Origin of the sequence: Leptolyngbya sp. BL0902, from assembly GCF_016403105.1 — a bacterium.
Classification (GTDB): domain Bacteria; phylum Cyanobacteriota; class Cyanobacteriia; order Phormidesmidales; family Phormidesmidaceae; genus Nodosilinea.
In genome coordinates, this window is record NZ_CP046155.1 from 1,418,103 (window position 1) to 1,435,184 (window position 17,082).

Annotated in this window: 15 protein-coding genes; 5 read left to right on the forward strand and 10 right to left on the reverse strand. The window is 59.9% G+C overall.

The features are described from left to right. Positions 1-28: 28 nt before the first annotated feature. The 6 genes from GFS31_RS06435 to GFS31_RS06460 all read right to left on the reverse strand — a co-directional run bounded on the left by GFS31_RS06435 (position 29) and on the right by GFS31_RS06460 (position 8,485). Positions 29-832 (reverse strand): ABC transporter permease, encoded by an 804-nt coding sequence (locus GFS31_RS06435; protein ID WP_225907588.1) that lies wholly within the window; start codon positions 830-832, stop codon positions 29-31. 130 nt (positions 833-962) lie between these two features. Continuing rightward, positions 963-1,886, reverse strand: coding sequence for an ABC transporter permease (locus GFS31_RS06440; RefSeq protein WP_198807396.1), 924 nt, complete (start codon positions 1,884-1,886; stop codon positions 963-965). A 118-nt stretch (positions 1,887-2,004) separates the two neighbouring features. Further along, positions 2,005-3,129 (reverse strand): spermidine/putrescine ABC transporter substrate-binding protein, encoded by a 1,125-nt coding sequence (locus tag GFS31_RS06445; protein ID WP_225907589.1) that lies wholly within the window; start codon positions 3,127-3,129, stop codon positions 2,005-2,007. 80 nt (positions 3,130-3,209) lie between these two features. Continuing rightward, on the reverse strand, positions 3,210-4,388 hold the full coding sequence (locus GFS31_RS06450) for an ABC transporter ATP-binding protein (RefSeq protein ID WP_198807397.1): 1,179 nt from the start codon (positions 4,386-4,388) through the stop codon (positions 3,210-3,212). 330 nt (positions 4,389-4,718) lie between these two features. Next, on the reverse strand, positions 4,719-7,118 hold the full coding sequence (locus tag GFS31_RS06455; RefSeq protein ID WP_198807398.1) for a serine/threonine-protein kinase: 2,400 nt from the start codon (positions 7,116-7,118) through the stop codon (positions 4,719-4,721). Between the two features lie 236 nt (positions 7,119-7,354). After that, the gene (locus GFS31_RS06460) at positions 7,355-8,485 is read right to left on the reverse strand and encodes a leucine-rich repeat domain-containing protein (protein WP_198807399.1); all 1,131 of its coding nucleotides are present in this window, start codon (positions 8,483-8,485) and stop codon (positions 7,355-7,357) included. 186 nt (positions 8,486-8,671) lie between these two features. Between GFS31_RS06460 and GFS31_RS06465 the strand changes: the two genes are divergently transcribed. The 3 genes from GFS31_RS06465 to cofH all read left to right on the forward strand — a co-directional run bounded on the left by GFS31_RS06465 (position 8,672) and on the right by cofH (position 11,621). Next, a complete protein-coding gene (locus GFS31_RS06465; RefSeq protein WP_198807400.1) occupies positions 8,672-9,178 on the forward strand; it encodes an NUDIX domain-containing protein in 507 nt (168 codons plus the stop codon). Continuing rightward, positions 9,169-10,317: a DNA replication/repair protein RecF gene (gene recF, locus GFS31_RS06470; protein WP_198807401.1), complete on the forward strand. Its 1,149-nt coding sequence runs from the start codon at positions 9,169-9,171 to the stop codon at positions 10,315-10,317. Before GFS31_RS06465 ends, recF begins: the two co-directional genes overlap by 10 nt. Positions 10,318-10,454: 137 nt before the next feature. Further along, complete coding sequence (cofH, locus tag GFS31_RS06475) at positions 10,455-11,621, forward strand: 7,8-didemethyl-8-hydroxy-5-deazariboflavin synthase subunit CofH (RefSeq protein ID WP_198807402.1); 1,167 nt, start codon at positions 10,455-10,457, stop codon at positions 11,619-11,621. Here the strand turns inward: cofH and GFS31_RS06480 are convergent. From GFS31_RS06480 to efp, 4 genes are all read right to left on the reverse strand, one after another. Next, positions 11,610-12,365 (reverse strand): hypothetical protein, encoded by a 756-nt coding sequence (locus tag GFS31_RS06480; RefSeq protein WP_198807403.1) that lies wholly within the window; start codon positions 12,363-12,365, stop codon positions 11,610-11,612. The two genes, cofH and GFS31_RS06480, sit on opposite strands and share 12 nt — an antisense overlap. Before the next feature lie 148 nt (positions 12,366-12,513). Further along, positions 12,514-13,275 carry an orotidine-5'-phosphate decarboxylase gene (gene pyrF, locus GFS31_RS06485; RefSeq protein WP_225907590.1) on the reverse strand — a complete coding sequence of 254 codons (762 nt, stop codon included), beginning with the start codon at positions 13,273-13,275 and terminating at the stop codon, positions 12,514-12,516. Between the two features lie 97 nt (positions 13,276-13,372). Beyond that, complete coding sequence (gene accB / locus GFS31_RS06490; RefSeq protein ID WP_198807405.1) at positions 13,373-13,876, reverse strand: acetyl-CoA carboxylase biotin carboxyl carrier protein; 504 nt, start codon at positions 13,874-13,876, stop codon at positions 13,373-13,375. A gap of 133 nt (positions 13,877-14,009) precedes the next feature. Further along, positions 14,010-14,567 carry an elongation factor P gene (gene efp / locus GFS31_RS06495; RefSeq protein WP_198807406.1) on the reverse strand — a complete coding sequence of 186 codons (558 nt, stop codon included), beginning with the start codon at positions 14,565-14,567 and terminating at the stop codon, positions 14,010-14,012. A 270-nt stretch (positions 14,568-14,837) separates the two neighbouring features. On the opposite strand from efp, the gene GFS31_RS06500 reads away from it, so the two are divergent. Further along, positions 14,838-15,986, forward strand: a complete 1,149-nt coding sequence (locus GFS31_RS06500; RefSeq protein WP_225907591.1) for a peptidylprolyl isomerase — start codon at positions 14,838-14,840, stop codon at positions 15,984-15,986. Between the two features lie 3 nt (positions 15,987-15,989). Continuing rightward, entirely contained in the window at positions 15,990-17,039 is a 1,050-nt protein-coding gene (gene thiL / locus GFS31_RS06505; RefSeq protein WP_198807407.1) for a thiamine-phosphate kinase, read from the forward strand. Positions 17,040-17,082: the final 43 nt, after the last annotated feature.

Consider the following 17,082-nt stretch of genomic DNA (forward strand, 5'->3'; position numbering starts at 1 on the left):
AAACATTTGTGTCTGACCGCGCCCCGGCCTAGGCCTGCTGCCGTTGGCGGCGGTTGCTGCGGTAGCGGATGTATTCTGCCAGCCCCGACAGCAGGGCCGACCCGGTAATCAGCACCACACTGAGGGCGTTGATGTCGGGCTTTACCCCGGTGCGAACCCGGCTGAAAATCTCTAGGGGCAAGGGGTTGACGCCGCCCCCTGCCGTAAAGCTGGAGATCAGCAAATCATCCATGCTCAGCACAAAGGCCAGCAAACAGCCCGCAAAAATGCCCGGTGCTAACTGAGGAATCAACACCTGCATCATGGCTTGGAACGGTGTCGCCCCTAGGTCTAGGGCAGCTTCCTCTAGGTTAGGATCCAAGTTTTGCAGCCGACTGGAGACCACCACCGCAATGTAGGCCAAGCAAAAGACCATGTGGGCCGCAATCACAGTCCCCAGGCTGAGGGGAATGGCCACGGAGGTGAGAAACACCAGGGTGGCCACCGCAATGGCAATGTCGGGAATAATCAGCGGCAGGTAGGACACGCCGCGATAAAGCCCCTTGCCCCAAAAGCGATACTTGGCCAGCCCAATCGCCATTAGGGTGCCCAGCACCGCCGATACCGCCACCGCCACCCCCGCAATGGTCAGGCTATCCATCAGCGCCGCAAAAATCCGCCGATCCTGAAACAGCGCCCGATACCACTGCAAACTAAACCCTTCCCAGTTGGTGCTGTAGCGAGAACCGTTGAAGCTGTACACCGCCAGCACGATGATCGGGAAATACATGAAGCCGTACATCACGGCAGTGAAGAGGCTTTGCCAGGTAGGTTTGGAGAAGGGGGAGGCCATGGGGGAGTCGGGAATCAGGAGTCGGGAATCGGGAGTTGGGAGTCGGGAATCAGGAATCGGGAATCGGGATCTGTGCAGGGGTGAGGTCTCCTCACCCAATCAAACGGGGGGCGTTCATCAAGGTTAGGGATTATTGGGAGGTTTCGGTGACAGTGCTGCGGTCGCCGTATTTCAGCAGCAGGGCGATGGCGAGGCTGACGGCGAGGATCAGCACCATGCTGAGGGCAGAGCCAAATCCCCAGGCACGGGTGGGGCCGAGGAATTGGTTGTAGATCAGGCGGCTGATGTTCATGGAAGACGCGCCACCGAGCAGGGTGGGAACGACAAAATCCCCCAGGGCGGCGATGAACACCAGCAGGCACCCCGCCGCAATGCCGGGGAGGGTTTGGGGGACGGTGATTTTCCAAAATCGCTGCGGGGGATTGGCTCCGAGGTCGGCAGCAGCTTCCAGCAGGCGGGTATCTAGCTTTTCGAGGGCGGCGTAGAGGATGAGCACCATGTAGGGCAGAAGGCTGTAGGTAAGGCCAATCAGCACGGCGGTGGGCGTATTCAGCCAGTTTTGGCTGGGCAAACCAAAGACACCGAAGAGGGTATTCAGTACGCCGCTGGGGCGGAGGATAGTAATCCAGGCGTAGGCCCGCAGCAGGGAAGACGTCCACAGGGGCAAGACAAAGGCCACCACCAGCAGATTACGCCAGGGTTTGGGCGACATCAGCGCCAGCCAGTAGGCCACCGGAAAGCCTAGCCCCAGGCACAGCAGAGTTGTCCCCAGGGCAAAGGCGAGGGATCGGCCCATCACCCGCAGGTAAACGGGCTCCAAAATTTGGAGATAGTTGCCCAGGCCATAGCCCCCGGCGGGTTGGCCCAGCCGCAGACCGGGCACCAGGCTAATTTCGAGGATCAGAAGGGTAGGAATCACCAACAGCAGCAGCAACCACAGCCCCGCTGGCCCCAGCATGGCCACTGGCCCCAGCCAACGCCGAGGCGAGAGAGCTTGGGCAAGGCGCGATCCCCAGTCCGGGGAGATCGGTGACGGCAGGGGGGATTCGGCCATGGCGTTCTAGCTTCCTTGAGCGTGTCGATCAGCGGTAGGGTGGGCACCGCCCACTTCTGAGCGTTAGGGATGAGCGATAGCGCGGACATCACCCGCCCTCTAGGATCAGGCTTACGACCTAGGCGCTGGTAATCTCTGTCCAAAAGCGGTCGAAGAGATCGTTGCTGGCGGTGTCGATGGATTGGATGCCTTCGCTGCGGTCTAGCACCTCATCGGGGGGATAGAGGTGATCGTTATTGCGAATTTCGTCGGGCAGCAGGTCAAAGGCGGCTTGGTTGGCGGTGGCAAACAGCAGTCGCTCCACAGCGGCCTTGGCCACCTCTGGCTCTAGCAAAAAGTTGATCCACTGGTAGGCGGCGTCCACGTTGGGCGCAGAGGTGGGAATGACGAGGGTGTCTGTCCACAGGGAGGTGCCGCTAGCGGGGATGACATAGTCCAGCCGCTCGTCTTCTAGGGTGAGGGCAATGGCATCGCTGGAGTAGGCCATGGCGATGGACAGATCCCCCGCCAAAATTTCGTTCTCAAAGCCCGTGGTTTTGAAGGCGGCAATGTGGGGCTGAAGCTCGCGCAGTTTGCCATAGGCCGCCTCAATCTGGGCTGGATCGGTGGTGTTGTAGGAATAGCCCAACACCTTCAACGCCACCCCCAGGGTTTCGCGCATATCGTCGAGCAGGGTGATGCGGCGGGAGAGGGCATCTTGGTTATCCCACAGAAAGACCCAGTCGGTGGGGGATCCGGGGGTGAAGTCGCGGTTGTAGAGCAGCCCGGTGGTGCCCCAGTTGAAGGGAATGCTGTGGGCGTTACCGGGGTCGTAGGCGGGGTTTTGCCACTGCCTTTTGAGGTTTTCGAGGCCCACCAGCCGAGAATGATCGATGGCCGATAGCAATCCCGCCCCCACCATTTCCGACACCATATAGTCGGAGGGGTAGAGCAGGCTATAGGCGGCACCACCCCCGGCCTGCATTCTAGTCAGCATGACTTCGTTGGAGTCAAAAATATCCACCACCACCCGAATTCCGGTGCGTTCGGTGAAGGCGGCCATGAGCCCGTCGTCCACATAGTTAGCCCAGGTATAGATGTGGAGGGTATTGGGATCGCTCCCTCCCGTCGCCGGGGGGCGCGTCAGGTTTTGCCGACAGTTGGCCATGGATATCCCGGCCACCACTGCCGCTGATCGCTGTAGAAATCGACGACGGCTCCAGTGCACTCTAGGGCGACGGGCGGGTGGTGGCGTTGGGGGCACAGATGTCTCCTTCGGGGTAGCAGAGAGGTGGCGGTGAAGCTTCTGAGTTGGGAGGATTCCACCCTGATGTTAACCGTTGGTTAACGGTCTAGGGACGATCCACTGGCGCGATCCTCCAGCACATCGGGCAGGGTGGATTCAGCGGAGAGCAGTCGGGCATCCTCGGCGGCCCAGTAGGCGTAGATCGGGGTATCGAGGTCGGGGAGGGTTTGGCCTCGGTTGGCCAGCAAGACCGTCAGGGTTTCCCCAGAGGACAGCCGCACACCACAGTGGACGTGGGTGCCCAGGTACATGACATGGCTAATCTGGCCGTGGTAGCAATTGTCGGCGGTGGGAAAATCGGCGCTGAGGCGAATCTTTTCAGGCCGCACGCTAACCACCACGGGGTGAGGCTCCGGCGATATCTCAGGGGGCCGCTGCACCAGCACCTTCAGCCCCGACGGTGTTATCACCCGCATCACGGTGCTATCGCCCCCCGCTAGGTGGCCCTTGAGCAGGTTGGTATCGCCAATGAAATCGGCCACAAAGGGGGTGGTGGGGCGGTCGTAAATGTCGCTGGGGGTGCCAATTTGGTCAATCCGTCCGGCGTTCATCACGGCAATGCGGTCGGAGAGGGAGAGGGCTTCCTCTTGGTCGTGCGTCACCATGATAAAGGTGATGCCCAACTGGCGATGCAGGGTAGACAACTCCACCTGCATTTGCTTACGCAGCTTCAGATCCAAGGCTCCGAGGGGTTCATCCAGCAGCATCACCGCTGGACGATTGACCAAGGCCCGCGCCAGGGCCACCCGCTGCTTTTGCCCGCCGGAGAGCTGATTGGGCATCCGGTCGGCAAGGCTCTCCATCCGCACCAGCCGCAGGGCATCTAGCACCCGCTCCCGCACCTGGCTAGAGGGCAGGCGCTTAATTTTGAGGCCAAAGGCAATGTTGTCTCGCACGGTCATGTGGTCGAACAGGGCATAGCTTTGGAACACCGTGTTCACCGGGCGGCGGTGGGCGGGAATGCGGCCCATGTCCACGCCCTGAATCATCACCAATCCCTCGGTGGGGGTCTCAAATCCGGCAATGAGCCGCAGCGTGGTGGTTTTGCCGCAGCCGGAGGGGCCGAGAATGCTAAAAAATTCGCCTTGGTAAATTCGCAGATCCAGCCCTTGCACCGCTGGCTCGTCGTCAAAACGCTTGATCACCCCCCGAAGCTCGACATCAACTGCCCCCTCGGTGGCCGTGGCCGGGGTGGTGGAGTAAACCGTTTGTGCCATGGCAGCGCATCCCCATTGTCAACCCAACTTTAGCGATCTAATTGCAGATAAACAAGTCAATTCCAAAAATCCGCTCCAAAGAGGGTTCGGCCTGAAACGTGGGTCTTCGCCTAAACTGTATATATAGACACAGTTTTTGGGAACGCTAGTCAGAGGAGCTTGAAAGTCCTCAGAAAACGTCAGGCTTTTTGTCCCAGTCTGGAGGATAGACCCATGACAACGGCATTTATCAACGGCTTAGAAATTATTGCTGTCATGACCATGATGACCCTGGTGATGTGCCCTGTCCTGCTGTGGTTGTTGCCCCAGCGGTAGGGCCTGCCCGCTCCCCTATGGTTCTGGGCGGTGGGGCTGGGGATGCTCCCAGGTGCCTGAGAGTAGGCGGGTGGCTTCGTCGGCAAATTCTGGCTCATCCTCCCCGTCGGGTTCGAGCAGGGCGAGGGGATAGGGAGGGGGGGCTTGCCCTAGGGCGTCAGGGCCGCTGAAATTCAGGTGTTGCTCCACGATTTCCAAGTCTCGCAGCGCCTCCCAGGCCGACTGGTAGCGGTCGATAAAGTTGTACTGCACCAGGCGAGACAGCAGGTGAGCTAGGGCAGGATGGAGGTCTGGGGCGGCATAGCGCCAGATAATTTCTCCCTTGGCATCGCGTTTGAAGGCGTAGGCCGGAATCCCGGTCAGGGCCTCTAGGGCGGTGATGCCGAGGGCATAGAGGTCGCTGGCAAAGGTGGGCATCCCAGCGGATTGTTCGCTGGGCATATAGCCCTGGGTGCCGACGCCCACGGTGGCGGTGGGAGGATCACTGTCTTCGGTGGTGAGGGAGTGAGACAGCGCCTTCACGGCACCAAAGTCAATCAGTACCAGTCGCCGATCTTGGTGACGGCGAATGATATTGGCGGGTTTGATATCCCGGTGAATTACTCCCTGACTGTGGACAAAGCCGATCACGGGCAGTAAATCCTTCAGTAGGTGCAGCACGTAGATCTGAGGCTGGGGCCGACGGGAGGCCAGTTCCGCTTGGAGCAGATGGCCTTCAATCATTTCCTCCACCAAGTAGAAGGCATTTTGGAACTCGAAGTAGGCCAGCAGGCGAGGAATTTGGTCGTGGTGGCCCAGACGCTCTAGGGTTTCGGCTTCGCTGGCAAAAAAGCGCTGCCCTAACCGATGGGCCTTCGGGTCATCGCTGATTATCCGCAGTTGCTTGACGACGCAGATGGGTGCGCCCGGTCGTTGGGTATCTTGGGCCACGTAGGTTTCGCCAAACCCCCCCGAACCTAATAACCGGGTGACGCGGTAACGGTTGCCCAGCATCAGGCCAATCACCTCCTCCTGCCGCCGTCGCAGCAGGTCTTGGAGGTCGTCCTGCTGGCTGATGATTTCCTGCACAATGGGCGAGGTGACGTACTGTTCGAGGGTTTGGCGCAGGCGTTGTTTCCGCAGTTGTTCGGTGACGATGTCCGTCACAATGTAGGTTCCGCCCATCACTAAAAAGCCCAGGATCGGCACCCCCATGGGTAGCCAATAGCCCCCCAGCGCAAAGACACCATAGCTTAGCCAAAACCAGGTGCTTCCCACCGCTACCGTCCAGCCCAGCCTTGCCACTGGACGATTAAACCGCCACAGCAGCCCCCCAAACCCCGCCCCCGCCGATAGGATCAGCGCCGCCCGCAGCCAGGGGTAGGGAAGCTGACGCAGGGCCACCCCTTGGCGCAGATTTGCGAGGTCATGGGCCAGAATTTCAACCCCGGCCATCGCCTCTGGGTGAAACAGGGTTTGGGAGAAGGGGGCTCGGTGAAAGTCTTGGAGAAATCGAGCGGTGGCTCCAATCAGCACAATTTTGTCCTGGAAAAATTCGCCGTTGCCCAGGTGGTTCATCCAGGGGTCGGGATCCAGCACGTACCAAAAGGGCAGGTGTTGAAAACTGTAGGCTGGCCCATAGAATGCCACAAAGTCACCCCGGCGAGGGGGAAAATCCACCTGGGCGGCTCGGAGGGTGGCCTCCGTCAGGGTCTCAAAATCGCGGTAGAGGTTGTCGATCTGGCCTGCATCGGCGGTGGCGTCTAGGTGTGCCTGTCGGCTCTCCAAATAGGCCCGCCCATGGCGATGGATGCGGCTATCCACCTCTATGGGAGAGTTAATGCTGCCCACCCGCACAGGGGTTTCCAACAGCCGAGGCAGGGGCAATCGCAGTTGATCTAGGGTGCCCTGGCGCAGGTCGGTGTCGTCAAAGCTAGCGGCCAGCACCACCCGATCCCCCCAGCGGGTCAGTACCTCGACTAGGGCATCATCGTCCTCGGGGCCGTAGCCACTTTCCGCCAGAAACAGCACATCCACCGCCACCGCCTTGGCCCCCGCCGTCAGCAGTTTGTCAATGGCCTGGGCGTAGGCCCGCCGCTCCCAGGGGATATTGGCTATGGGCGCAAGGGCCGCATACTGGTCGGGGTTGGTGCGGTAGTATTCCGCCTGGGCAAAGGATTCGTCGTCCATCGCCAAAATCACAATGTCCGCTGGGGCCGGACGGGGGCCACGAATGTCAAAAAACAGGGTTTGCAGCGGCCTATCCAACAGTTGAGCCAGGGGGGAGTCTGCGGCCCCGTGAACCGCCATAAACCCTAGCCACAGCCCCGCCAAAGCAACCCTCAGCCAGCCCTTTTTAATCTGTCGCTGCACCCAGCCCTTAACCTGGGTTTGGGGCTGGGGAGACGAGGGAGTGACCTGGGGCGCAGAGGGCATGGCATCAAACTCCAAGCAGCGGCGAAACGGAGGCTATCGGAACGGGAGTGAAGACTTGGGTAGATAGAGCCCGGTGGCTTTCAGAATAGCGAAAAGCCAACGCCTTGGGGACGCTACCTGGAGCCAGCCCAATTTTGAAGAGTTGGCCACCCAATTTTGAGGCGTTGGCCAAAGAACATAAACCGCCCTACCTTTTCGGGGGGCAGCATCGTGATCTGCCCTAGCCATGCCTCGCCCTAGATCAAGCAGAGGATATTGGGATTGGGGGGGCATCCCAGGCGGTTCACGGGGTTGTTGTGGAGGTAAATTTGGCTCAGATTGGGGAGGGATCGCAGCACTGAGGTGTCTTCGATAAGGTTGCGGTTGAGATTGAGGGAACGAAGATTTTCTAAGGCAATCAAGGGGCTTAGGTCTTCAATCTGGTTGGAGCTGAGATCCAGAACTTCTAGGGCCGTCAGCCCACCCAGGGGCGTGAGATCCACCACACGGTTTTGGTTGAGATACAGCACTCTCAGGTGAGCTAAGGGGGCGAGGGGAACGAGGGATTCTGCTTGGGTTTGGCTGAGGTGAAGTTCCTCCAGCGCCGTCAAGGATTCTAGCCCCTGAAGGCTTCTAAGGGGATTATTGGCCAGACCCAACATCCGCAGTCGATCTAAGGCAGAAAGGGGCGTTAGGTCAGTCACTTGGTTATTGCTGAGGGAGAGCCGGGTAATCTGGGGCATTTGGGCCAAGGGGCTCACATCTTGGATGGCATTGTTGTGCAACATCAGATTTGTCACCTGGGGCCAACTGGCTAGGGGGGCGATATCCGTTAACCCTTGGTAGGACAAATTCAGTAGCCGCACCACCGAGGCTCGCCGTTCTGCTAGCAGGCAGTCTTCTACCCCCAGTTCAGTCATCAGCACCGCGACCGTGTGGCGCTGGTCGTCCGATAGCTCAGCTTGGGCTTCACACCACTGCTGAAACGTCCGAGGAGCTACCGTCGCCTGGGACATTTCACCCCCCGACTCTAATTCCGGCGAATCTCCCAACGGAGGGATGCGATCTGACTCCACTGATTCTGGTGTGTCCACCGATGCGTCCACTGACTCTGGTGTGTCCACCGATTCTGACGCGCCCACTGACTCCGCCGACTCTGCTGATTCTGGTGTGTCTACTGACTCCACCGATTCTGGTGTGTCCACTGTCTGAGTCGCCGCATCCATCACTTCCAAGACGGAGGGATCTGTGGCCCCAGGTGCTGTCTCTACCCCCTGCACCACCGAGGCTTCGGCATTGTGGATGTCTACGTCCGTTGCTCCAGCCACGTCCATCCAGCCCAAAGCCGCCAGCAGCCAGACTATCCCCACCAGTCGCCCTGGGGCCAAACCGCACCTCACCAAACCAAGCCCCCCACTCTCTGAAAACACGTCCCAACAGCCTGCATAAAACAGCTCTGCGACAATATCCTATCAATTTCCCCCCGCCCTGCTCTCCCTTCCCCATTCCAATCCCCTGCCTCCGAGGGCCAATAAGCCGATAAAATGCAGAGGTTGCTAAGTCCGTGCCGGATAATGGCCAAAAAGAGTGCAGGGCTGCTGATGTACCGCCGCTCTGACCAAGGAATTGAGGTGTTGTTGGTGCACTCCGGTGGGCCATATTGGGTCAATCGTCACTGGCAGGCATGGTCAATTCCTAAAGGAGAAATTGATCCGGGCGAAGATGCCTTTACGGCTGCCCAGCGGGAATTTCAGGAGGAAACCGGACAGCGCCCCGAAGGGCAGTTCAAGGCGTTGCGGGCCGTGAGACAATCGGGGGGAAAGCTAGTGTTTGCCTGGGCCTTTGAGGGCGACTTTGACCCCGATACTCTCCACAGCAACACCTTTACCCTGGAATGGCCCCCCAACTCTGGGCATATGCAGGAGTTCCCAGAGGTGGACGAAGCCGCTTGGTTCACCCTAGAAGAAGCCCAACGCCGCATCATCAAGGCCCAGGCCCAATTTTTAGACGAACTGGTGACGGTTTTGGCCAAGACCTCCCCCGATGCCCCTATTCCCCCCCGTTTTCCCCGTTGTACCTGACGCACCTCGCCCTCAAGCACTTCCGCAACTACCGTGAGCAGTGGGTTCACTTCACGGCTCCCAAAACCATTTTGGTGGGGGAGAATGCCCAGGGCAAATCTAACCTGCTGGAGGCGGTGGAACTGTTGGCCACGCTCAAGTCCCACCGCACCAGCCGAGATCGCGACCTGGTGCAGCAAGATCAGCCCCTAGCCCAGATCAGCGCCTCGGTGCAGCGAGACCTAGGGCCAGCGGAATTGGCCCTAGTGCTGCGGGCGGCGGGGCGACGGACGACCCTCCTCAACGGCGAAAAGCTGCGACGACAGCTCGACAGCCTGGGCACCCTGAATGCGGTGCAGTTTTCGAGCCTCGACCTCAACCTGGTGCGGGGTGGCCCTGGGGAACGGCGGGCCTGGTTAGATACCCTGCTGGTGCAGCTAGAGCCCATCTATGCCCACATCCTCAGCCAGTACAACCAAGCTCTGAAGCAGCGCAATGCCCTAATCAAGCGCCTCTATGGCGACGAGGAGGCTGCTCCCCCCGACCGCACCGAACTCGCCCTCTGGGATGCTCAACTCGCCACCCTGGGTACCCACGTCATGCGGCGGCGGGCGAGGGCGATCCAGCGCCTTGCCCCCATCGCCCAGGAGTGGCACCGGGCCATTAGCGGTCAGCGGGAAACCCTGCGTTTGCACTACCAGCCCAATGTCCCCCTTCAGGACGCCGCCGCCGCCGCCCCAGCTATCCAGGCCCAGTTTTTCGCCAAACTTCAGCAGCGGGCCGTAGCCGAACAGCACCAGCGCACCTCCCTGGTTGGCCCCCACCGGGATGATATCGACTTGATCATTAACGACACCCCCAGCCGCCAGTACGGTTCCCAAGGCCAGCAGCGCACCCTTGTCTTGGCCCTCAAGCTGGCAGAACTGCACTTGATTGAATCCGTCATCGGCGAACCGCCCCTGCTGCTGCTGGACGACGTACTGGCCGAACTGGATCTACACCGTCAAAACCAACTGCTAGAAGCAATTCAGGATCGATTTCAGACCATCATTACCACGACCCATCTAGGGGTTTTTGACAGTCAGTGGACGACCACCTCCCAGGTGTTGACGGTGAAGCAGGGGTGGATTGGGGAGTCGGGAATAGGGAATAGGAAATAGCGAATCGGCCTTGGCGGTACTCTGATTTTGATTTGGGTGGCGCAAGGGATTGGGGGCACCATGCAGCACCAGGATGTCTTCAATGGGTTTGCCCATGCGCTTATAGTTGAGACATAGAGGCAGAGCGAGGGCACACCATGGGCGCAGGAATTCAAGCCATTCTAGATCGGGCGTTAGATGGGGCTGACCTCACCCCGGAGGAGGGGCTAGCCCTGCTGCAAGCGGAGCAGGCGGCGGATATTGAGGCGATACGCTCCGTCGCGGATGCCCTCCGTCAGCGGCAGGTGGGCGATACCGTCACCTACGTCATCAACCGCAACATCAACTACACCAACATTTGCGAGCAGCACTGTAGTTTCTGCGCCTTTCGGCGGGATCAGGGTGAATCCGGCTCCTACTGGCTGGAGTTCGACACAATTCTCGCCAAAGCTGCCGATGCCGTGGCTCAGGGCGCAACGGAAATTTGTATGCAGGGCGGCCTCAACCCCTACGCCAAGGTTAACAACACTTCCCTCGGCTACTACCGCAAACTCATAGACACCATTAAATCCCAGTTTCCTCAGCTTCACCTCCACGCCTTTTCGCCCCAGGAGGTGCAGTTCATCGCCCGTGAGGATGGCCTCAGCTACGTCGAAGTTCTGCAATCGTTGCAAGAAGCCGGGGTAGGATCGTTGCCCGGAACAGCGGCGGAGGTGCTGGATGACGAGGTGCGGCGGGTGCTGTGTCCCGAAAAAATCAACAGCGCCACCTGGCTAGAGATTGTCGGACTGGCTCACCAAATCGGCCTGCCCACCACCAGCACCCTGCTATCGGGTCACATCGAAACTCCGGCCCAGCAAATCCACCATCTAGACCAGCTCCGCCAGTTACAGCAATCCGTCCTAAATCGAGGCACCGGGGCCGCCATCACCGAATTTATCCTGCTGCCCTTTGTGGGCCAAGAAGCGCCCAAACCTCTACGCCGCCGTGTCGGACGGGATCAGCCCATTCTCGCCGATGCCCTCAAACTCACGGCTGTAGCCCGGATTTATCTCGGCAACTGGATTCTCAATCACCAGCCCAGTTGGGTAAAATTGGGCCTCTCTGGGGCCACCGAAGCCCTGCGCTGGGGCTGCAACGATCTCGGCGGCACCCTGATGGAAGAACACATCACCTCCATGGCCGGAGCCCAGGGCGGCACCTGCATGACCGTGGACGCACTGCGGGGGGCCATCGCGTCCCTCGGTCGTCCGGCTCAGCAGCGGGATACGTTGTACAACCCAGTTCACACCCCAGAGCCCGCCCTAGTTTCACTAATTGGGTGATGGGGGAGGAAACACCGCCCCCGCCCGACAATCCCGCAGCCACAGCCGCACGGCCTGACCCACCACGCCCTGACTGCTTTCTTGGGGTGGTGTCAACCGCTGCTCGGCGAGGGGTCTAGCGGGGTCGCCCCCCAAGCTGGAATACAGCAGCACCGAACGCCATCCCCCCTCGGCCTGCACTAAAAATAACCAGTGAAACTGCTGCAACGACACCACCCGATTGCTGAGGTACTGCCGCTCCAGGGTCGTAAAAAACACCTGGCGAATGTCGGATTCTGAATCCAATCCGGCTCCAAAAGCCCGATCTGAAAGATCAATCGGTTCAAAGTCGGGCTGGCTGGCAATCAGCATGGTTCCCACCGGGCTAGGGGTTGGGGGCGTGGCTGAATCTTGGCCATCCGTGGTTGGGGGAACGACGGGCGGACGGAAACTGCGGGCCGCGACCAAGTTGGCATACTGGGGCAAGTCGCGCAGCAGGGTTGTCACCAGGGTTTCGTACTCCGCTGGGCAAGCTTCCGAGGGGCGCAGGTAAACCGGATCACTCGCTTCATTGACCGGGGAAGCATCGGGATCCCGTTCAGCATTGGGAGCTTCCGGGGTTGGGGTTGCGGGGGCCGGAATTTCGGGATCGGTTGGCAGCGGATCGCCCCATTCCAAACTAGCGTCATGGGGTGAGACTGAATCGAGGGATTGCGTTGGTTCAGGCGACTGACCTAGGGCAACCTGGGGCCAGGACATCGACATGGCGATCACGGCTAGGAGCGACAGACTCCATTTCTGAGTCTGTCGGTATGGGTGATGGGGATGATGTTGATGGTGGCGGGCGGTGCCCACCCTACGGTTGTTTGGGGGCATGGGGTAGCTTCTCGGCTTAGCCCCTACAGGTTAGCCCCTAGTTGAGGGCAGTGGCGCATTCATCGCAGATGCGCTGGAAGGCGGCGGCGGGGTCGGGGCTGGCGGTGATGGGCCGACCGATGACCAGATAGGTGGCTCCGGCCTGGAGGGCTTGGGCGGGGGTGAGGGTGCGCTGTTGGTCGTTGGTGCTGGCCCAGGTGGGGCGCACACCAGGGCAAACAAGGGCAAAGTCTGGGGGCAGGAAGCGCCTCAGTTGGCTAACTTCCTGGGGCGAACAGACCACGCCACCAAGGCCCACATCCTGGGTCATTTGGGCCATTTGTAGAACGTAGGCTTCTGGTTTCAGGGGCACTCGCAGTTCTGTGGCGAGGGCTTCGGCGGAAATGCTGGTGAGCAGCGTCACCGCCACAATTAGCGGTAAAGGGAGGTTCTGCGCGGCGGATTCGGCCTGGGCGGCGGACAGCGCAGCCGCTAGACCCATTTGTCCCGCCGAGGCGTGGAGGGTGAGGATATCGACCCCGTAGCGGGTGGCAGCGGCACAGGCTCCGGCCATGGTGTTGGGGATGTCGTGGAGCTTGAGATCTAGGAAAATTCGCTTGTCCCTGGCCTTGAGCTCCTGAAGCATCCCTGGCCCTGCGCTGATGAACAGCTCAAGACCCACCTTCCAAAAGCTCACCTGGGGCAGGCTGTCTATCAGCCTCAACGCCGCCTCAGCCGTGGGAACGTCTAGGGGCACGATGATCCGCTGATCCACCGTCAGCGCGTTGACCGTCAAACTATCCGTAGTCGAAATCGTCATGGGCGAAGACTCCAGGGAATAATCTACGGACATGGGGCAAATTGCTCGACAGCCATGGGGCAATTTACTCGATGGGCTAGGAATACTGAGGTTTCCCTTAGTTAGGGCGCACCAGCATCAGGGCTTGGCCAAATTCCACAGGCTCGGAGTTGTTGACCAGGATCTCTACAATTTCCCCGGAAACCTCGGCTTCTAGCTCGTTCATCAGCTTCATGGCTTCGATGATGCAGACGGTTTGGCCCGTGCTCACGCGGTCGCCCACATTCACAAAGGGCGGCTCATCGGGCGCAGGAGATCGGTAGAAGGTGCCCACCATGGGCGAACTGATGGTCAACAGGTCGGAGTGCTTGCCGGGGGGAGCGACTGGGGGGGTGGCTGGAGCCGCTGCTTCTGCGACGGGGGCCGCCACGTCCACAGGTTTAGCCGGGGCCGGAGCCACCGTTTCGGAGGACACCACCACGGTAGGCACAGTCGCCGCCGTCACCACCCCCTGCTTGCGGAGGGTGAGCTCAAAGGTGGAGCTTTTTAGGGTTAATTCGGCCACATCGCTCTGGCTCAGGGCGGCGACCAATTCTCTGACTTCGTTAACGTTTAGTTCCACTGAGCAACCCTCACTACCATCGTGCGTATATCCCGGTGATTCCCGATTTTAGGGGCAACCTGGCTTCTATCAATTCCCGCGCTCTGTTCTTCACCTCGGCCCTAGCCAGAACCAGGGCCCAGGGGAGGACGGCCTATTCCCGACCGAGGTAAGCGTCGGTGCGGGTGTCTACTTTAATGCGTTCTCCGATGGAAATAAACAGCGGCACCATCACCTGGGCTCCGGTCTCCAAAATGGCGGGTTTGGTGCCTCCGGTGGCGGTGTCGCCCTTCACACCGGGGTCGGTTTGGGTGACTTCCAGCACGATGGAATTGGGCAGTTCCACTTCCAGCACCTGACCATTCCAGGTGATGACGTTGACGCTCATCTCTTCCTTCAGGTACTTCACCCGATCCCCAATTTGGGCGGCGGTGAGGCGACCTTCTTCATAGGTTTCCATGTCCATGAAGACGAAGTCATCACCATCGCGGTAGGTGTGCTGCATTTCTTTCTTTTCAATCACCGCTTGGGGCACGGTTTCTCCGGCGCGGAAGGTGCGCTCTACGGTGTTGCCGGACTGCACGTTTTTGAGCTTGGTGCGCACAAAGGCCGACCCTTTACCAGGCTTAACGTGTAGAAATTCCACAACACGCCAAACAGAGCCATCAAGCTCAATGGTTGTACCGGGGCGGAAATCATTGCTGGAAATCATAACGCTGGCTCTAGTGGTCGGATAGATAATTGTTTTGGCATCTCATTTTACCCTTCAGTGGCCCTTTCCCCATGGTGAGTTCTGCCAGAATCTCGATAGCCTAGCTATGGCCGCTAGAAACAGGCTTTTGGCCCTAGGGGCTATGGCCAGGGCGAATTCGCCCACCTCCGTTTTTTGGCCAAGATCCAACAGTGTGACAAGATTGTAAGGGCGACCTCGCCCACGCAGTTGTTTGGTTTAGCAGGCAAGTTAAGAAACATGGCCAAAGGCATGACGATCAGCCGCCCTTGGTGGCAGCACGGTTCCCGCACCCTCCTCTCCGCCCTTGGGGTGCTGTTGGTGATGATGGGCGTGGGGGTGGGGCAGCCGAGTCAGGCCCAGGCCCTCAGTCTGGGTGGAACCCTAGACGCAACGATGACCGTGGCCTACCTGCCCCCCGGCAATGCCATCACCGAAGGGCGAGCGCTGCTGCGAAATTCCCTACCCATTGAAAACAAGGCGATTCGCGACATTCAGAGCACCCTAGAGGGGCTGTCAGAATGGCTGCGAAGTAAGCGCTGGGGGCCTGTGGCGAAGGATGTGGCGAAGGTAGAGCGGCTGCTGGGCCGAGATCGGGAAACGATTTTGGCGGCGATTCCCGACGGCAAGCGGGCGGCGGCAGTTAGCTATTTGGACGATCTCCAGGCTCAGCTCCTGCCCATGCATGAGGCCATTGATCTGAAGGATCGAGAAGCGGTGTGGATGACCCGTTCCGCCATGCTCGACAATGTGGGCCGTATTGAAGAGCTGATGGTAACAGCCTTCCCCTTCGAGGTGCCCGAAGCCTATAGCAACCTGCCCCAACTGAAGGGACGGGCCACAATAGAATTTGTCACCAACAAGGGCACGATGCAGGCCGTGGTGGATGGCTATAGCGCCCCCGTCACCGCTGGTAACTTTGTAGACCTGGTGCAGCGAGGCTTCTACGACGGCATGGAATTTATCCGTGCCGAAGAAAACTACGTGCTGCAAACGGGTGATCCGGCGGGGCCAGAGGATGGCTTTATCGATCCCAAAACCAAGGCTTACCGTGCCGTGCCCCTAGAAATTTTGGTGAAGGGCGACGATGCCCCCGTCTACGGCACCACGTTGGAAGATCTGGGCCGCTATTTGGATGATCCCGTCTTGCCCTTTTCCGCCTTTGGCACCCTGGGCATGGCCCGCCCCGGAGACGATCCCAACGGCGGATCTTCCCAGTTCTTCTTCTTCCTGTTTGAGCCGGAAATGACCCCCGCTGGCCTGAATTTGCTGGATGGCCGCTACTCGGTCTTCGGCTATGTGGTAGACAACAAAGAAGTCCTAGAACAGTTGGGGCAGGGCGACCGCATTCAATCCGCCCGTGTGGTAGCCGGAGCCGAAAACCTCATCCAACCCACCTAAGCCATGGCCGATATCCCAACCGTGGGCTCCACTGTGGGGCACGTTGGCGAACTAGGGCTGCTTCAGCGTCTCTTTCGCTACTGCCCCACCGACCTAGTGGGAGACGACGCGGCGGTGATGAATCTTCCCCCCGGTCATCAACTGGTGGTGACAACGGACATGCTGGTGGATGGCGTCCACTTTAGCGATCAAACCACTGCCCCAGAGGACGTGGGCTGGCGGGCCATCGCCGCTAATTTGTCCGACCTCGCCGCCATGGGAGCCCAGCCCCAGGGCATTACGGTGGCCCTGAGCCTACCCAGTTCCACCCCGGTGGCCTGGGTCGAGGGGGTGTATCAAGGTATGGCCGCCTGCCTCGATACCTGGGGCGGGCAGATTATTGGCGGCGATCTGTGTCGGTCGAACACCCTCAGCCTCGCCATTACTGCCCTGGGTGCGGTGGAGGCGGGTGAAGCGTTTTACCGCCACACGGCCCAGCCTGGACAGGTGCTCCTAGCCACGGGCTACCACGGCCTTTCGCGGGCGGGGCTAGAACTGCTGTTGGCTCCCGATCAACGCCAGTCCCCAAGCGACGCGGTGCGTCAACGATGGATTCAGGCTCACCAGCGACCCCAGCCTAGGCTAGAGGTGGTTGCTCACCTGCGATCCCTGATTCAGGATGGTGCCGAGCGGATGCCCATCGCTGCCATGGATTCCAGTGATGGCCTTGCCAACGCGGTGTTGCACCTGTGCCAAGCCAGCGGCGTTGGAGCTATCCTTGATGCCCATCAACTCCCCCTCGATCCCGCCTTGGTCGACTGGGTGGGGCTCGACCAAGCCCGCCAATGGTGCCTCTACGGCGGCGAAGACTTTGAGCTGGTGCTTTGTTTGCCAGCATCCATTGCCCAAGCCCTCAGCCGTGACCTGGGCGGCTCGGCAACGGTGATCGGACGCACGACGGCCCAGCCCGCGATTCGCCTCCAGGGAGTGTCTTCCTCGCCCGATTCTGTCTCATCGGCGGGCTCTGGCGACGGTATCGAATTGTCCTTCGACCAAGGATTCCAGCATTTTTAGATGACTTCGCCTCTCCGGGGGGCGGCTGAGGCTGGGGGCCTGT

Coding starts and splice junctions, on each gene's coding strand:
- thiL (WP_198807407.1), top strand. CDS start 15,990: ATGGCCGATATCCCAACCGTGGGCTCCACTGTGGGGCACGTTGGCGAA.
- pyrF (WP_225907590.1), bottom strand. CDS start 13,275: ATGACGATTTCGACTACGGATAGTTTGACGGTCAACGCGCTGACGGTG.
- GFS31_RS06500 (WP_225907591.1), top strand. CDS start 14,838: ATGACGATCAGCCGCCCTTGGTGGCAGCACGGTTCCCGCACCCTCCTC.
- GFS31_RS06450 (WP_198807397.1), bottom strand. CDS start 4,388: ATGGCACAAACGGTTTACTCCACCACCCCGGCCACGGCCACCGAGGGG.
- efp (WP_198807406.1), bottom strand. CDS start 14,567: ATGATTTCCAGCAATGATTTCCGCCCCGGTACAACCATTGAGCTTGAT.
- GFS31_RS06435 (WP_225907588.1), bottom strand. CDS start 832: ATGGCCTCCCCCTTCTCCAAACCTACCTGGCAAAGCCTCTTCACTGCC.
- GFS31_RS06440 (WP_198807396.1), bottom strand. CDS start 1,886: ATGGCCGAATCCCCCCTGCCGTCACCGATCTCCCCGGACTGGGGATCG.
- GFS31_RS06455 (WP_198807398.1), bottom strand. CDS start 7,118: ATGCCCTCTGCGCCCCAGGTCACTCCCTCGTCTCCCCAGCCCCAAACC.
- GFS31_RS06480 (WP_198807403.1), bottom strand. CDS start 12,365: ATGTCGATGTCCTGGCCCCAGGTTGCCCTAGGTCAGTCGCCTGAACCA.
- cofH (WP_198807402.1), top strand. CDS start 10,455: ATGGGCGCAGGAATTCAAGCCATTCTAGATCGGGCGTTAGATGGGGCT.
- GFS31_RS06465 (WP_198807400.1), top strand. CDS start 8,672: ATGGCCAAAAAGAGTGCAGGGCTGCTGATGTACCGCCGCTCTGACCAA.